General features: G+C 52.4%; 12 protein-coding genes. 10 read left to right on the plus strand and 2 right to left on the minus strand.

Annotation, left to right across the window (positions count from 1 at the left end):
* The first annotated feature begins 8 nt into the window (after positions 1-8).
* Positions 9-761: an AraC family transcriptional regulator gene (locus HW115_RS04020; protein ID WP_227021252.1), complete on the plus strand. Its 753-nt coding sequence runs from the start codon at positions 9-11 to the stop codon at positions 759-761.
* Between the two features lie 22 nt (positions 762-783).
* On the opposite strand, the gene HW115_RS04025 is transcribed toward HW115_RS04020, so the two are convergent.
* Positions 784-1863, minus strand: a complete 1080-nt coding sequence (locus tag HW115_RS04025) for a substrate-binding domain-containing protein (protein WP_178931272.1) — start codon at positions 1861-1863, stop codon at positions 784-786.
* 310 nt (positions 1864-2173) lie between these two features.
* On the opposite strand from HW115_RS04025, the gene HW115_RS04030 reads away from it, so the two are divergent.
* From HW115_RS04030 to HW115_RS04070, 9 genes are all read left to right on the plus strand, one after another.
* Positions 2174-3241 (plus strand): substrate-binding domain-containing protein, encoded by a 1068-nt coding sequence (locus HW115_RS04030; RefSeq protein ID WP_178931273.1) that lies wholly within the window; start codon positions 2174-2176, stop codon positions 3239-3241.
* A gap of 155 nt (positions 3242-3396) precedes the next feature.
* On the plus strand, positions 3397-4278 hold the full coding sequence (locus tag HW115_RS04035) for a LamG domain-containing protein (RefSeq protein ID WP_178931453.1): 882 nt from the start codon (positions 3397-3399) through the stop codon (positions 4276-4278).
* Between the two features lie 73 nt (positions 4279-4351).
* Positions 4352-4969 carry a PEP-CTERM sorting domain-containing protein gene (locus HW115_RS20025; protein WP_319609272.1) on the plus strand — a complete coding sequence of 206 codons (618 nt, stop codon included), beginning with the start codon at positions 4352-4354 and terminating at the stop codon, positions 4967-4969.
* A 264-nt stretch (positions 4970-5233) separates the two neighbouring features.
* Positions 5234-5908 carry a PEP-CTERM sorting domain-containing protein gene (locus HW115_RS04045; RefSeq protein ID WP_178931274.1) on the plus strand — a complete coding sequence of 225 codons (675 nt, stop codon included), beginning with the start codon at positions 5234-5236 and terminating at the stop codon, positions 5906-5908.
* Positions 5909-6290: 382 nt separating this feature from the next.
* Positions 6291-7829 (plus strand): sialidase family protein, encoded by a 1539-nt coding sequence (locus tag HW115_RS04050; protein ID WP_227021253.1) that lies wholly within the window; start codon positions 6291-6293, stop codon positions 7827-7829.
* Between the two features lie 151 nt (positions 7830-7980).
* Positions 7981-8727, plus strand: a complete 747-nt coding sequence (locus tag HW115_RS04055; protein ID WP_178931275.1) for a PEP-CTERM sorting domain-containing protein — start codon at positions 7981-7983, stop codon at positions 8725-8727.
* A 382-nt stretch (positions 8728-9109) separates the two neighbouring features.
* Positions 9110-9748 (plus strand): PEP-CTERM sorting domain-containing protein, encoded by a 639-nt coding sequence (locus HW115_RS04060; RefSeq protein WP_178931276.1) that lies wholly within the window; start codon positions 9110-9112, stop codon positions 9746-9748.
* Positions 9749-9981: 233 nt separating this feature from the next.
* Positions 9982-12042 (plus strand): family 20 glycosylhydrolase, encoded by a 2061-nt coding sequence (locus HW115_RS04065; protein WP_178931277.1) that lies wholly within the window; start codon positions 9982-9984, stop codon positions 12040-12042.
* Positions 12043-12088: 46 nt separating this feature from the next.
* A complete protein-coding gene (locus HW115_RS04070) occupies positions 12089-13702 on the plus strand; it encodes a sialidase family protein (RefSeq protein ID WP_178931278.1) in 1614 nt (537 codons plus the stop codon).
* Between the two features lie 87 nt (positions 13703-13789).
* Here HW115_RS04070 and HW115_RS04075 read toward each other — a convergent pair whose 3' ends face one another.
* Positions 13790-16513, minus strand: coding sequence for a DEAD/DEAH box helicase (locus HW115_RS04075; protein WP_178931279.1), 2724 nt, complete (start codon positions 16511-16513; stop codon positions 13790-13792).
* Between the last annotated feature and the right edge of the window lie 40 nt (positions 16514-16553).

The raw sequence follows: 16553 nt of genomic DNA on the forward strand, positions 1-16553 counted from the left end.
CTCTGCCTATGCCGCTCGCCGCTAAAGCCTTACGTGAACAATTCATCGCAGACCTCGACACCCCGATGGTGGCCGAGCGCTTGTTTGCAGAGGTTCCAGATATTGTCTTTTGCATCAAAAATCGGGACGGCCTGTATATCTCTGCCAACGCCGCGTTTGCAGAACGACTTGGGCTGAAATCCATCAACAGTATCCTTGGAAAAAGCGTTTCCGACATCTTCCCTCCTCCTCTGGCAAAAACCTACCTGGCTCAGGATCACTACGTTTTTAAAAAAGGCAAAGAGATCAACGACCGACTCGAACTGGTCTACAACCGGGACGGCACACTCGGTTGGTACCTTGCCCGAAAAGTTCCCCTGCATGGAAAATCCGGAGACATCATCGGACTCGCCTCCATTTCGCGTGATCTACTCACCCCGGGTGATGCGGATCTCCGATTTACCGGCCTTGCCAAGGTGATTGAAACCATCCACCGCAACTACTCCGAAGACCTCAAACCCGCGGAGCTCGCCAAGCTAGCGAAGCTCTCACAAACCCAGCTCGAACGAAGGATGCGCAAAGTCTTCAAGCTGACCACATCCCAATTCATTCGCAAAACCCGGATTGAGGCTGCAGCCCGTATGCTCGTCAATACCGATAAAGCCATCATCGACATCGCACTGGATTGTGGATACGGCGACCAATCGGCATTCACCCGCCAATACAAAGCCACAGTGGGTATGGCTCCCGGCGTCTACCGCTCGGTTTATAAAAACTCATAAGGAAGCTCGTCCGGCCCATCGCTTAGCTCAGTTTGGCCACAGTCCCACCTGGGATTTGTTCCGAAATCAAGAGAACCTGCCGGTGATCAGTCACCCCTGACACAGAGTCAATCACCTGGCGGACAAGCTTTTTTACCAACACATCGCCCAAACGATAACTCACCGGCCGAGGGCTGAAGCTCTCAAATACCACATCATCAGAGAGCGATATGATCGATACATCTCCCGGGACAGATAACCCGATCGAGGATAAATGGCTGATCATGGTCAACACATGATGAAAATTGACAACCACCAACCCGGTCGGCGGATCTGGCAGGGAAAACAAGCGGTCAAGCTCTCGCGTCAGTCTGGCCACATCATAGTTATGACTCATGACAACCGGAGAAGGCCTGGGCAAGATAGAACTTGGTGACATCAGGGCGTCGACCATACCTTGGTATGCCAAATCATCTCCAGCCAAGGTGGAACGAAACCTGACCATGGCCAATCGACGATGACCACGCGCTAACAGATACCCTGTTGCATGACGCCCAGCGCTTCTAAAATCCACATCCACACTCGGCAGATTGATCCCCGGAAAAGCCGACCCAAAAACCGTGGCACTGATCCCTTGCTCGAAAAACCAGAGCTGAACGAACTCAGGACATTGGTGCAGCACCCAATGCGCTCGATCATGGGACTCGACAAGTCGGGTCAGAACATCCTGCGAAACCTGGTTGTATTGAAAGATATCCGAACTTTCCAATTGGACCTCCAAGCCTACTTTCGATAAATAGTGGCACAATTGGGCATACTGTGACAGCACTTGAGCTGGTGATTCATGCGCAGGTTTCTGGGTCAAAAAAACAACCCGACTCACCGATTCAGCACCTGATTTTTTGGCAAGGATCGCCCTCCGCTTCGATCGTTCTGCAGCGGCAATCAAACCTTCATGCGTAAGTGAATCCAGCGCCTTGCGCAGAGTCACCCGGCTAATCTGCAGCTGCGACGACAGAACTCTCTCGCTCGGTAAAAACTCTTCCCATTCACCCTTGGCGATGGCAGAACGAAGAATCTCCGTTGCCTGGGCAATTTTGCTACTTGGAATTTGACGAGTCATCGATTCAAAACACAATTTCACCTACCTGCTAATCATTTGGCTTGCACATGCTTTCTCTGGTTCTCTGGAAGGCTCGTTTCATCATATCATCTGCCATCATGATTCTATCAGCCGTGAGTTCTCATCCTCCAGAGAAGATCCTGACTCCTTGACTTCAGGCTATCCGCTATCCGATCACTCACCTTTCTTGGACTTATTCTCTCTCCCACACCCCCGCGGATCTCAAGATCCTTGACTTGGTTTAAATTTGGACCACTTTGGTTCTGAACACGTATTGAACGACTGATCCAACCATCGGCAGCATTCTCCCATGCAAGGAATTCCAACCAGCAAGGCAACCCAGACCGCCCAGATCATCCGCGAATCCATTCAACGCGGGGAGTGGGTCGAATTCCTACCTGGGGAGCGAACCTTGGCTAAAGAACTGATGATCAGCAGAGCCTGCCTGCGACAGGCACTCGCCATCCTCACCCAGGAAAAAGTGCTCGCCCCGGTCGAAAAATCAAAACGCCGAAGCATTCGACAACAGTCCGACGTTCCGAAACAAAGCGACAAGGTGGTTTTTTTCACCCCCGAACCCGCACACCGGGCCGCCCCGATCGTTCTGGAGCAAGTCGCACAACTCCGCCACTACCTCAGCAAGGAAAACAAAACCGTCGAGTGGCTTTCCTCCCCGGTCTTCCGCAACCCGCAAACCACGGATTTAACCATCCAGCAAATCACCAGCTCCCACCCGCACGCACACTGGATTTTGCACCAAAGCCCCCAACACATCCAACAGTGGTTTGCTCAATCAGACATTCGCTGTTCGGTCTTTGGTTCTCTTTTCCCCGCAGTCTCGCTTCCCTGCATCGATATCGACTTCTACAGCGCCAGCCGCCACGCCACCGGACATCTGCTGGCAAAAGGCCACCAACGTATCGGACTGATCCGATTCCGATCCCAACTGGCCGGAGACAATCTCGCCATGCAAGGTATGCTCGACGCCATACATGCCCACGGCGGCGACGCCATCCCCCCTCCCGTGGAACTAAGCCACAATTTTCACACGGAGCGACTGACCTCGGCGCTGGACCAACTCTACGCATCATCGCGTCGCCCCAGCGCCCTGATCATAGTCAATCACCACCACTTCATCACAAGTTTCACCCACCTTATCTCACGTGGCCTGCAGGTCCCGAAAGATGTCTCTCTGATCTCTCTCTCACACGACTCGATCCTCGATTGTTTCAGCCCCCTGCCAACCTGTTATTCCGTCGGAAACCGCCTGATCCGCAATCTGGCACAGATGATCATCAATCCGGCAAGCCAAACCAAACCAGCTTTACTCATCCCCGAACTGCGATCAGGAAAAACCGTGAGCCTCATAGAGGTCTAAAAAGTGAACGCTTTTTAGACCCCATACACATGGTCTAAAAACGGACCACCTACTTTTAATTGTGGACAAACCACGTGGTTATATAAAAACTCGTGATAGGTGCATGCATTTTTCACCTCTCCCGAATAACAGCACAAAGCACAAATAGAACTACTATGAAACGCATAACTCACCCCGTATTAACCTTGATCACCTCAGCTGGCATCTCACAAGCAGCCTTGGTGCTCCACAGCTCAATGGACAACATTGACGTTGGTGCAGGTCTGGGAACAGATAATACAAACAGTGGTAATTTCAATGTGGGGAACGCCGTAGGAACTGACGGCACTGCAACAGCAGTCAATACAGGAGGCTCAGTCACCTCCGGAACAACAGGACAATTTGGAGAAGCCATCACATTCAGCACCGGGACAGGAGGAGATCGCAACGTCAACTATGGTAATAATTTCGACGTAGGCAATAGCAGCCAAACGGTTTCGCTATGGATCAATTCAAATAGCTCAGGCACTGGAGCCCGCTTTATAGCATCCAAGGGAAATGTCGGATCAGGAGACAATGGTTGGTCTATCTGGCTTGAAGGAAGCAGCCTGATCATGCGTGGCGAATATACAGGTAGCGATAACAGCACTCAGAATCTTGCTGTTTCACATGCGTTCGACTTCGATGACAACGTCTGGCACCACGTAGCCCTCGTAATCGACAACACAAACGGTACATGGACTGGCTATCTTGATGGTGATTCCTCAGCGGACCATGCATCCAATGGTTGGAGCATTGGTGGTGGTGGTGGTGAAAGCAATACGTTTGCGCCAGGAAGCGACTTTTCCAATACAAGTAGCTTACGACTTGGTGCATCCAACAGCTTAACAGCCGAGTGGGCCGGATCTGCCGACGACTTCGGCATCTGGAATGAGGCTCTCAGCGCTTCTCAAATTGATGAAATCGCACTTAACGGAGTGGCTTCAGTCCCTGAACCATCCTCCGTTGCCCTTCTTGGTCTTGGTGGTCTCGCCCTGCTTCTGCGCCGCCGTAAGTAATCCCTTTTTGTCAAATATCAGTTAGAACCCTAACTTCGCCCCAAATACAGCATCACCCCAACCAACAGACGACGTGATCAAATCCATTACTCACATCGCGCTGACTTTGTCAGCCACGGTTTACACAGCAAACGCCGCAACCACCCTGGCGACCTTGGATCCATTTATCTACGACAGTGAGATGGATCAAGGAACCTGGACTCACCAGTCACTGACTCTCAATGACGGCGGCTGGATTTCATCCGGAGCCCCCCTCAGCAATCCTACTCAAATCACTTCCTTTGAACTCTTCAGGGATAATAGCACTAGTGTAGCAGGTCAAATCTGGATGGCAGCACTCAGCATCCAAGGTGACCTGACCAGCACCGTCGCAGTGTCCTCCCACACCCTTGATGTCAATGGAACAGCTCAAGGTGGCATCCTGGCATGGAACTTCGCAGCCAACAGCCTCGACACCGGCACTCAATACTTCTTTACGCCTATCCTCGACGACGGCGATGGTATGTTTGAAACCGACGGCAGCGATACCGCAACAACTGTTCGCGTAGCCGTTCCGGGCGACATCATTTCCGGTGGTGCCGGTGGAGATACCAAAGATTGGGCCATGCGGATCACCGCTGTCCCAGAGCCCTCCTCCGCGGCCCTTCTTGGCCTTGGTGGACTCGCCCTGATCTTGCGCCGCCGTAAGTAAACAGACAGCAACTCATTTCATTTCGTGTTTTCCCCCTGGCTCTCTCTGTAGAGTCAGGGGGTTTTTCTTTCCACATCACCAAGCTCATTTCCCTCTCGTTTGACAATTTCTTTCACTTGTCACCCGCACTGGTTTAAAACCGAACCACTCACTCCCTTTTGAATCGGTGAGATGAACCATGTTTATATTTTAGTTGAAAGGGCATTATACTTTCCCTCTTAGCAGAGGAAGCCCCCCCCTGAAAAAACATCCAATATCCGTATTATGAAACAAACAATCCATTCACTTCTAATCCTGACGGCCTCCGCTGGAGTATCGAGTGCCGCCTGGACGGCCAGTAACCTTAGCTGGGAAGACGACGGTGTTTCCAACACCCCTCTTACAGGTTGGGTAGAAACATCCCTCGGCTCGGATCCGCTTGACGCGGGAGACTTCCGAGTTGCGCGTGACCCTGACAATTGGTTCCCGGACAGCACAGCCGGAACACACGTCCTCCTGCTTGAGGGAGATAACGGAAACGAATTCGGCAGCCTCAGCCAACTCCTCGGAGGCTCCGCGGAAGCCGGAACTTATACATTCAGCCTGGCCGACGTTGGCGTCACCAACTTTGCTGATAATGAGAATGCCCAGCTCTCGTTCGGATTTTCACTTGATGGCATCAACTTCATTGGAGGATCATCCCAGACACTCACCGAAGGAAGTGGTGGCTTTGGTTCTCCCGACAACGGAGCTACGGCTCTCAATCCATCCGTAAGCTATACTTCCGACGGCACAGAAGGAGCGCTCTACATTATGCTTGCGACAACAGGAGCCCACACTGGGCGCAGTGTGCCAAGCATTGGGTCGTCCAGCCTCGATTTTACGACCGTTCCAGAACCGTCCTCCACAGCCCTTTTCGGACTTGGAGGTATGGCTCTGATCTTACGTCGCCGGAAATAGGCGGCTCATTTCATCAACATACCCGATATTCCATTTGATATGATCACCCCGTATCTCCTCCCGAGATGCGGGGTTTTACTTATCCATCGCTGACCATCAGCCAAACCCATAGAAAATGCCCCTTTCCTGAATCCAGACCGTGCGAAAGCGCAGCACAAACTAAAATAGAGGCATTTCCAAACATCCATAACCCTTGGCTTTTTTATTCTCATGGGCTGCGGCTGCATCATCCTTAGTGACACTCTACATCCGTAGCCCCGGAATACAGCATCGCCACGGTCTTTTCTTCGGGCAAAGAAGGCTATCACACCTACACGCCCCCTCCCCACACAAGAGCTTCCATCCATCTTCTCACGACACATCATCTCAAGCAGCCAATAACATGAAACGCCTGGCCCTCATCATCGCTCTAACGCTGCCTCTTCAAGCGGCAAAATACGAAATCACCACCCATACGCTACCCATCCTCAATGATGGCGAGCCTGCCAGAGTTTTTGACTTTACCTTGCATACCGACAAAGCCCGAACCCTAACATCAATTCATTTCGATACATCACACACCAGTGACATCAGCGACATTGAGGAGATATCGATCATGCATCTGCGCAAGGCGGGTGACCGCCGGTATGCAAACATCAAACCGGATCGTCAACACATGCAGCTCAAGCAGGAGATGAACTTCCCCAAAGGGGGGCATAAATGCCGGGTGTTCGTCAAAGTTAAAAAAGGGTCGAACTTATTAAACCGAATCGGGATCCAGATTTCCCGATTCGAATTTGCCAATGGAGAACACCTCAATGTGGAGTTGAACAAAAATTACAAACCATCAAGGCTAGCTCACCGCATTCATCAACGCGGGGACCACCAATGCCACACCTTCCGTATACCCGCCATCACCAAAGCCAATGACGGAAGTCTGTTAGCCGTGTATGACATGCGCTACAACTCATCCAGGGACCTCCAGGAACACATGGACATCGGCCTGTCCCGCTCCACGGACGGAGGACAAACATGGAGCGCCCCCACCCCCATCATGGACATGGGAACATTCGGAGGAAAACCAGAAAAGGAAAATGGATGCTCCGACCCTGGAATCTTAGTCGACCGCAAAACCGGAGAAATTTTCGTAACCGCTTGTTGGACCCACGGCAAACCCGGCACCCACCAATGGCGGGGTAAAGGATCAGAGCCGGGACTGGATATTCTAAAATCAACCCAGTTCATGGTCGTTCGATCCAAGGACAACGGCATCACCTGGTCGAAACCAGAGAACTGGACCAAACAGCTGAAAGATCCGTCCTGGCAACTCTTCGCACCGGCTCCCGGTAACGGCATCACCCTGAAGGATGGCACTCTCGTCATGCCCACCCAGGGTCGTGACGCCAAAGGCACTCCATTTTCTAACATCACCTGGAGCAAAGACCACGGGAAAACCTGGACCGTTTCCAACCACGCTCGCGACAACACCACCGAATGCGCCGTGGCCGAACTGTCCGATGGTGCGCTCATGCTCTCGATGCGCGACAACCGGAACCGCAAACTCAAGGGAGACAACAACGGCCGAGCTGTAGGTCTCACCAAGAATCTGGGGAAAACATGGTCCATACACCCTGCTGACCATGGTGCTCTACCCGAGCCAGTCTGTATGGCCAGTCTAATCAGCCATACAACGCAATCAGGCAACAATCTTCTCTTTTTCTCCAATCCACACAACCAACATCACCGCCGTGACATCACCATTCAAAGAAGTTCCGATGACGGCAAGACCTGGCCGAAAAAACATCACATCCTGCTCGATCAAGGTGCTGGCTACGGCTACTCGTCACTTGTCATCATCGACAACAAAACGATTGGAATCCTCTACGAATCCTCCGCCGCCGATATGACCTTCCAGAAGATTCCTCTCGACGACTTTGATTAAACAATCAGGTAAAGGTAATCGCCCCTAAGATGTGGTCTAAAAGTTGACCAAGCGCATCCTTTTGCCGGCGAGCACCAACTCATTGTAATTTCATCTAGCTCAGGCGGCACACACCGCCCCCTCAAGTTAAACAACAGACAAATAAAACCATATGATGAAATACATGACACCCATTCTGCTGCCCCTTGCGGCTACAGCTGGAATCTCGCATGCGGCAACAGTCCTCGCCTCAGCGGACTTCTCAACCTTGCCAGATGGCACAGTCACTGACACCACATCCATCTCCGGCATTGGCAGCGGCACTTGGGACGGAGGAACATCCAACGTTTCGGGCGGAGTTGTTGACACGACCACTACAGACGGATACGTCAATTTTACATCGGCCGGATTCAATATGGATCTTGCAGGAGGGAATACCTACACCTTCACGGCAACGATTGATCCAGGCACATTAAGTGGCCAACGCGGTGGTCTTTTCGGTCAAATCGGCTCTTGGACAAGCAGCACAACCGAGTGGTGGGTACGTATCCAAGATTCCACGAACGACACCGTGTTCCTTCTTCGCGATACCTCCGGCAACCAGGTGGTAGCGAACTTCGACACTTCAGCAGCCCTCTCGGCGGACGGAACACACGTCCTGGAATTCACCATTGATTCCTCATCCATCTCCGCCACGGTCAACGGCGTTGCCCAATCGGGAACCGCTGACACCTCAAGTTTAACCAACACCATTGGTGATGCTTCCGGACGCATGGTAATGGGCGCCTACAACAGCACGGACAGCAATCGATTCGATGGACTGGCTAGCAGCTACGTCATCTCCGTTGTCCCGGAACCATCCTCCGCGGCCCTTCTCGGACTCGGCGGACTCAGCCTGATCCTGTGCCGCCGTAGGTAACTCGGAAGCAGACGAACATCGTTCTTTTTTATCATTCACCCCGCACCTTCTCACGGAGCTGCGGGGTTTTTGAATGAACATCATTGAATGAGCCAAGCTCAGTGATGCCCGCGACGATGTGATACCATTCTCCCAGTTAAATTGGCAGAATGGTTTGTGTTTAAGATGATGAGTCAGTCAGCAAGCTGATCAAATGGTATGAGACGAGGCCGAGTGGTCTATAATTGAACCTCCTACTTCATTTTGCCTCCCCCATCCACATAGCCTAATCTCACTTTAAGGATGAGAGGGATCTACGTTGCGGGCAGCAGTCATCGCTAACTAAAACATCTCCCCCCTCAAAAGCACCCTAACAAATACAATCACTAAGAAAAATACTACCATGAAACACACGACATCTATCTTGCTGGCACTCACCACTACTGTGAGCCTTAGCAGTGCCGCAGTCACGGTCATCTCTACAGACCCTACAACATACACAGATGCATCAACAGGAGAAGGGAACTGGCACTACCAGAGCCTTACTCTAAATGACTCTGGCTTCACCGTTACCGGGGGATCACTGGATGCTAATATGAATCTCGAAAGTGTCACATTTGCACATGATACTGCCAGCACAACAGATGGCCTTTACTTGGTAGCCATGACAGACGTCCAAGACACGGCCACAATCGTAGCCCAATCGACCAACTCAATCAACATGACAGGACTCTCTGGCGGAGACCTTCTGACATGGACCTTCGATAGTGACACGCTTAGCACTTCCACTCAGTACTTTTTCGCCTGGTATCAAGACACTAGCGGAGACGGCATCATTGGTGCCGGAGACACTGACGCTGACGCACGCATAGCAATGAAAGGCAACGTGATTGCAGGTCAATTGCGTAATGCACCAACCGGGGGCATTTCCACCAACGACGATGCAATGATGAACATCCAACTCACCGCTGTCCCGGAACCATCCTCCGCTGCCCTTCTCGGACTCGGCGGACTCAGCCTGATCCTGCGTCGCCGCAAGTAATTGAAAGCCTCATCAGGTGTGACCCACCTCAACACCTTTACCCCGCAGCTCTTCATTGAGATGCGGGGTTTTTCTTTGCATACCACCTGCCGATTGATCAAAAAGAATCCAGGCGCTCTCATCCATTCTGGTCTAAAATGAGACCAATCACTAAGTGATAGTGGTTCGGATGATGCCGGGTATTATGCTCATGCCCAAAGCCCCTGTAACTCCACTGAAATGACACACAACCGATGAAGCAGTTCACACAATTACTATGGTTGATTAGCGCAGTCCTCAGCGCTGGTCATCTGACCGCAAACGACCAGCAGGTCAACCCAAGCACCCCGGCCCTGCTTCCGTCGCCACAGAGTATCGAATGGAGCCGACAGACCATCGAAATCATGAAGGCCGGGCTAACACTCCCCAAAGCCTCGGCCAATCCACTCAAGCTGGCTCAACTCAAACGAGAAGCCAATGAGCTTTTCAAGCGGAACAACATCACAGCATCACAACATTCGGAACAACAAATCGTTTTCCGCCTCGGCAAGGTTACGGTTCCCAAGCACTGGAAAGGACAAGAACGAGAAGCCTACGAACTCATTGCTGAAGAGCGGGGTGTTGTCATCACGGCCAATCACATCGACGGCCTCTACCACGGTCTACAAACCCTCCGTCAACTCATTGTGCACAAAAACGGCAAAACCACTGTCGCCAGCTGCAAAATCACCGACTACCCCGCCTTCAAAATCCGGGGCTTCATGCACGACGTCGGTCGCAATTTTCAAACCATCGAACAGCTTAAGATGCAAATCGACATCATGGCTGCCTATAAATACAACATCTTCCATTGGCACCTCACCGACCACTTCGGCTGGAGGCTGGAAAGTAAGATCTTCCCGGATCTCCAATCCAAAAAGGCCTTTGGCCGCCATCATGGAAAATTCTACACCCAGAACGAATTCAAGGACATGGTCGACTACTGCTGGGCACGCGGCATCCGTATCATCCCGGAATTCGATTCCCCCGGCCACTCCGAAGCGTTCCGCCACGGCCTGAACATCAAAAACATGAAAGACCCTCGGGCCAAAGAGTCCATCTGCAAGCTCATCGATGAGCTCTGCACCCTCGCGGACAAAGAACGGATGCCTTACATTCACATTGGCACCGACGAAGTGCGCCACAAAGATGAATACGTCAATGCCGACTACCTTCCCGCCTTACATCAGGCGGTGCAGAACAACCACCGTGAAGTCATCGGCTGGTGGAAAGGTATGACGATCAAAGGGGACACCAAACAAATCCAGCAATCCTGGGCTCAATACCGACCGCTTCAGCACCTGCGACACATCGACTCACGCTCCAACTACGTCAACCACCTCGAGTCGCTCGACTTCGCCACACGTATGCTCTTCCAGCAACCCTGCCGCGTCCCTCATGGAGACAAACAAAACCTCGGTGGTATTCTCGCCCACTGGCCGGACACCCGCGTCGAGGATGAAAAACTGACCCTCACCAACAACCCGGTGATCCCGGCCATGGTCGCCTACTCTGAGGCTGTCTGGACAGGCATCAAAAAAGACCAACCCGAGTACTGGGCCTGTGTCCCGGCAAAAGGAACCAAAGAATACGAGGCCTTTGCTGATTTTGAAAACCGCATCGCCGAACAGCGCGACCGGTTCATGTCCGGTAAACCTTTCCCCATGGTCAAAACACACCAGATCGAATGGCGATTGTTAGGGCCCGTATCCAACCATGAAGTTCCAGAACTCGAACGTGGCATCATCAAAGACCTCTACGACGTAAAGGGTAAACCATACCGCTGGACCAAGCCGCTATACGGGGCAGCGATCCACACCCGGCACTTTTTCAATTTCAGCAGGCACTTGAACCACCACCCGAAAGGCAAGGATATCGTCTGGGGGAACACCCACATCTATAGCCCAATGGATCAAGAAGTGGACGCATGGATTGCCTTCAACACAATCTCCTCATCAGACGACCGAGCCGGGGCTGCTACACCTGGAAACTGGGGAGCCCACCCCGATTGTAATATCTGGCTCAACGGCAAACGCATCGACCCGCCCAAATGGAAAACCGATGGCAAACGAGGCAAGGAGACCCCGCTTGTCGATCAAGTCTACAGCTCTCGCCAACCGAGCAAAATCAAACTCAACAAAGGCTGGAACACCCTGTTAGTCAAATCCGCACGTAAATTCAAGTGGGTCTTCTCCTTCAGCCCTATAGTAAAAGACGGCCAGTCCTACCGCGAAGTGGACAAGCTCCGCTACTCAGCCACCACTCCAACAAACTAAGACCTCCTCAAGCTCCTATTCAATCGCACATCATCCTACGATCATCATGAAAATCACCACACTAGCCCTAACCTCACTCATCAGTCTGACCGCGCTTCAGCTCTCAGCAAAAACGCTCTACGTCGTCAAAGACGGAAAATTCACCGAACACGCACACCGACAAGGCAACTCATGGAAAGAGAGCGGTCAAGTGGCCATTGGTAAAAACACCGGACAGAGACTCGCGTTCAGACACAAGGTGCAAGGCAACGAATTTTCCGTGAGCACCAAACTTTCCCTAACCAAACTCAACCACACCTCCGCGGGCATCTACATGGGAACCGAATTTTTTGGATTCGATGGCCAACGTGGGCTCTTTACGGAAGGTGGCAGTTTTGGTGGTGTAAGCTTCTATAAAGGTCCTGAACTCACCGCAGGAGAACCCTTTACTTTCGTAGCCTCGGGAAAAGACGGCAAGATCAGCTTCAGCATCAATGGACAGCATATCGTCACCAAACCCTACGATCAGTCATTTGTCCGTGGCATTGCCCTCAGGCCACATCGAGGGGAAATGAACATTCACGAATTCAAGGTCAGCGGAACTATCAGCGAGCTGGAAAAACTCAATCACCTCTTCGCCTGTGGAACCGAAGGTTACAAATCTTACCGTATCCCCGCACTCGTCACCACAACCAAAGGCAGCCTACTCGCCTTCTGCGAAGGAAGAAAACATGGTTCAGGCGACCATGGGGACATCGATATCGTCATGAAACGGTCTACCGATGGAGGCAAAACTTGGTCCCCACTCCAAGTTGTCCACGACAACCACAACCACGTCGCCGGCAACCCGGCCCCTATCATCGACCAGCAATCCGGTCGTATCCATCTACTCTCCTGCACCTCGGCCCACCACGAGTATGCCATCTACCAAGGCAAGGGACGCCGCGGTATTTTCATCCAACATTCAGACGACGATGGACAAACCTGGAGCTCGCCTCGCGACATCGCCTCCAACATCTACCCCGAAAACTGGCGCTGGTATGCCACCGGACCTTGTTCCGGCATCCAAATCCGGGAAGGCAAACACGCTGGTCGCCTCGTCTGCCCGGCAAACCACACCTATGTCGAAGAAGGATCGGATAAAAACCACTTCAGAGCGCACTGTATCTTCTCGGACGACCATGGAAAAACCTGGCAGCTTGGAGGATCTTCGGCCTTCGGAGGGAACGAAAGTTCGATTGCAGAAGCTGGCAACGACCTTCTCTATCAAAGTATCCGAATGCAAAGCCACCGAAAAGGGGTGCGAGGTACCCGCTACAGTCGAGACGGAGGAGAGACATGGACCGAACTCAAGCATGATCAGAACCTTCCCTGCCCGATGTGCCAAGGCGCGGTCATTCGTGACTACTCACAATCCAAGCGCTTGATCCACTCCAACCCAGGCACACGCAACGGCCGCAACGGGATGACCATCCGCATCTCGGATGACGGAGGACAAAGCTGGCCATTGGCCAAAACCATCCTCAACACCTCCTCGGCATACTCTGACATCTCCCTGACCAAAGACGGAGACATTGCCATTCTCTTTGAAGGTGGCCACTACGCTTATTCTCAGGAAGGCATTATCTTCAATATCTACCCCCAAAAAGAAATAAAAGAAAAGCCTGCTGGTCAGAAATAGTCCTCGGGGCCATTGATCGGGTAGGCAAGGACCATCTGCCGCCCCTACCTCTCTTCATGTTTCACCTCTCGGTCAGGTGCTCTTGCACTACGGCATCATGCGGTATCGTTGATCATGTCTCAATTCATAACAGATCACGCTGATCGCATGGGCTTTCTGACTTTTCCACTCCGCATACCCGAGCGGAAACAGGCGGAACCCGGCACGCCTCAAAATCTTTCCTTTGTGCCTATCCACCGCTTCAAAACTTGACCCCGGGAAGCCGATTAAATCCAAGCCCATCACCCGCTCTCCATCAACAAGCACCAGGTCAATCCCCACTCCGGCAACATGCCTCATCGGCAAGACCTCAATCCCGCGACGCTCCAACTCACCTAGCACCTCCAGGGTGAAAGCATCAGGCTCAGCTTGCTGTGGGGCCGTCACCTTTTTCACACTCGCGCTGTTGAGGTAATCGGCAAGCAAACCTCGCCTCGGCAAGGACGTCACAGGCAGGGAGTGAAAGACCACTTGCTTCGACTTCGCGCGGGTGATGGAAACATTAAAAACATCCTCGCGCTCGACAAAGCGCAGGGTCGAGGCCCCCACACCAGGATCAACAGCAAAGGAAAGAAGCATCACATCTCGTTCCTCTCCTTGAAAGCTATGCGCCGTCCCCAGACAAAGGTCATGATCGTGAAACAAGGCATTCACCTCATTTGGTTCGAGTTGTTCACCCAGTGCATGCCGAATCGCCTCCACCTGATTTCTAAACGGAGACAACACCCCGATCGATGGATGCTTGACTGGAGTCCGGGAAGATGAAGAAACTAACAAAGACTTCAATGCGTCGATCACCGCATCGACCTCAATCTGGTTAACGCCAGTTGCCTCATCACGCGTTCCTTCACAGAACCGAACTTCGAGGGCATCACTTTGATCCCCCCAGGGGCGCTCCCGCATCAACTGCAAACCACCTCGGTAAAATTTCTGATTACTAAAATCAATAATCCCGGGTCGACTCCTGAAGTGCTCATTAAGAAAACCAATCCGAGATGAGTCGTCTACCATGGCTGATGCCAGATCCATGAGACTCACATCCCGGTAATTGTATTGCTCCTTCTCAGCATCCTTGATCCCAGCTTCCACGGCTAACGACTCTTGTCGGTGTCGAGGAAGAAACGACATGTGCCTTAGCTGCCGTCCGTCGCCGGCGATCACCAGGCGTTTGGCGCGCTGCATAACGGGTAACACACTGGCCAAATCACACTGGCTGGCTTCATCAATGATGGCCACATCAAAGAGCTGCTTCTCCATCGGTAGAACCCGGTGCAGGTCACTGAGATTGACTAACCACACAGGCAAAACATCGAGAATAGATCCCAGATCCATCTTTCGAAACTCCGCTTCCTGCTCGCTCCCCCGATACTTCCGCAGGGCCTTCAGTAAGGTTTTGAAATCTTTACGGACTTCTTTTTGCTGCAATGCCAGATGCAATAAATGCTTTCGTTGCATTCTGATGTATTTCCCTAAATCCTGCTCACGCTCGACATACAAGTCATTCAAATGAGCACTGAGTTCCATCAAAAGCGGCCTCCGATAAACAACATGCTCAGTCCAACGTCTCCGAATCCGGTCAAGTATGTTGGGGTCCGATTTTGCCATCAGCTTCCCCCGCCCCAATGCTTTGCACCATTCTTCTTCCAAGTCACGCTCATCGCCCAACAGCTCACGCATGGTCCCCTTGACCTTGGAAAACTGCCGGGCCAGACCGGCCTCCGACACGGGGTCCGCAGTCAATTGCCCGGATAAACAAGCTTCGATAAAACGTTTCAATGAGGATAGGTACCCGCGTCGTCCGGCACGAACCGTCACCTCCTCGCCACCAATCATCGACTCGATTTTTTCCTGAACCACATCCACCGCATGGTCCATGTGGGAAGCCACCAGAACCCTCTCCCCCCGAGCAACATGGTTCAAGGCAATGGCGGCGATCGTAAACGATTTTCCGGTTCCGGGAGGGCCATGACACAGGGTCACCGGGTTCACCCGGGCCGAAGCCAGGATGTTTTCCTGTGACCGACTCAATAAGGCAGGCACTGCAAAAAAATCATCAGAGCCCGAGTGCTCAGGAAGAACATCGCCCCCCAGCATGAATCTCAAGGGGGCAGACCACCCGCTCTCCCCTGCCTTGACCAATCCGCCCAACTCATCAATCACCCCACGGGACGACACCGAACGAGGCAGGATACCGATCCCTGCTGCTGGAAGCAACGATAACTGCAAGCCCTTGGCTGCCTTCTTCAGCGACTTGGCATCCACAAGATCAGGCCACGACCACAAAGCTTCTGTATCCACACCGTGACGCGCCCCCCACTCCCTCAATGATCCAATCACAGCATCATCCAACACCCCTCCCGCCAGCAGTTCATTCGCAGACTCGGCATCTGCATCCAAGATCTCAAGGCAGTTGGGGTTGATTCTCCAGCGACTGATATCGATCTCAAAGCGACCGGGGTGCTGCGGATCAAAGCACCCTTGATAAAACAGAAAAGGTGCACACCCGGCACGGCCCTCATGTTGGCCACAGAGAAATAAACAAGCATAAACCACCTCCTGCTCTCTACGGTAGAGAGCGGCGTGCTCTGATGCCTTTGCCGCATATTCCGGGGATACCACCACTTCCGGCATCCAGGCGGTAGCCAACTCCTCTCGACCAGCCAGCAAATGACGGTGCAACACTTTGCCCGAAAAGTAATCATGCACGCCTGTCCGGGAGCGATCTTCACGATAACACTCACGCAACCAAGAAACCACACGTTCAACGGACATGGCCTCTATTCAAAACCCAGCATCGGAACGCGTCAACCAT

The organism is Oceaniferula marina (genome assembly GCF_013391475.1).
Lineage (GTDB): Bacteria > Verrucomicrobiota > Verrucomicrobiia > Verrucomicrobiales > Akkermansiaceae > Oceaniferula > Oceaniferula marina.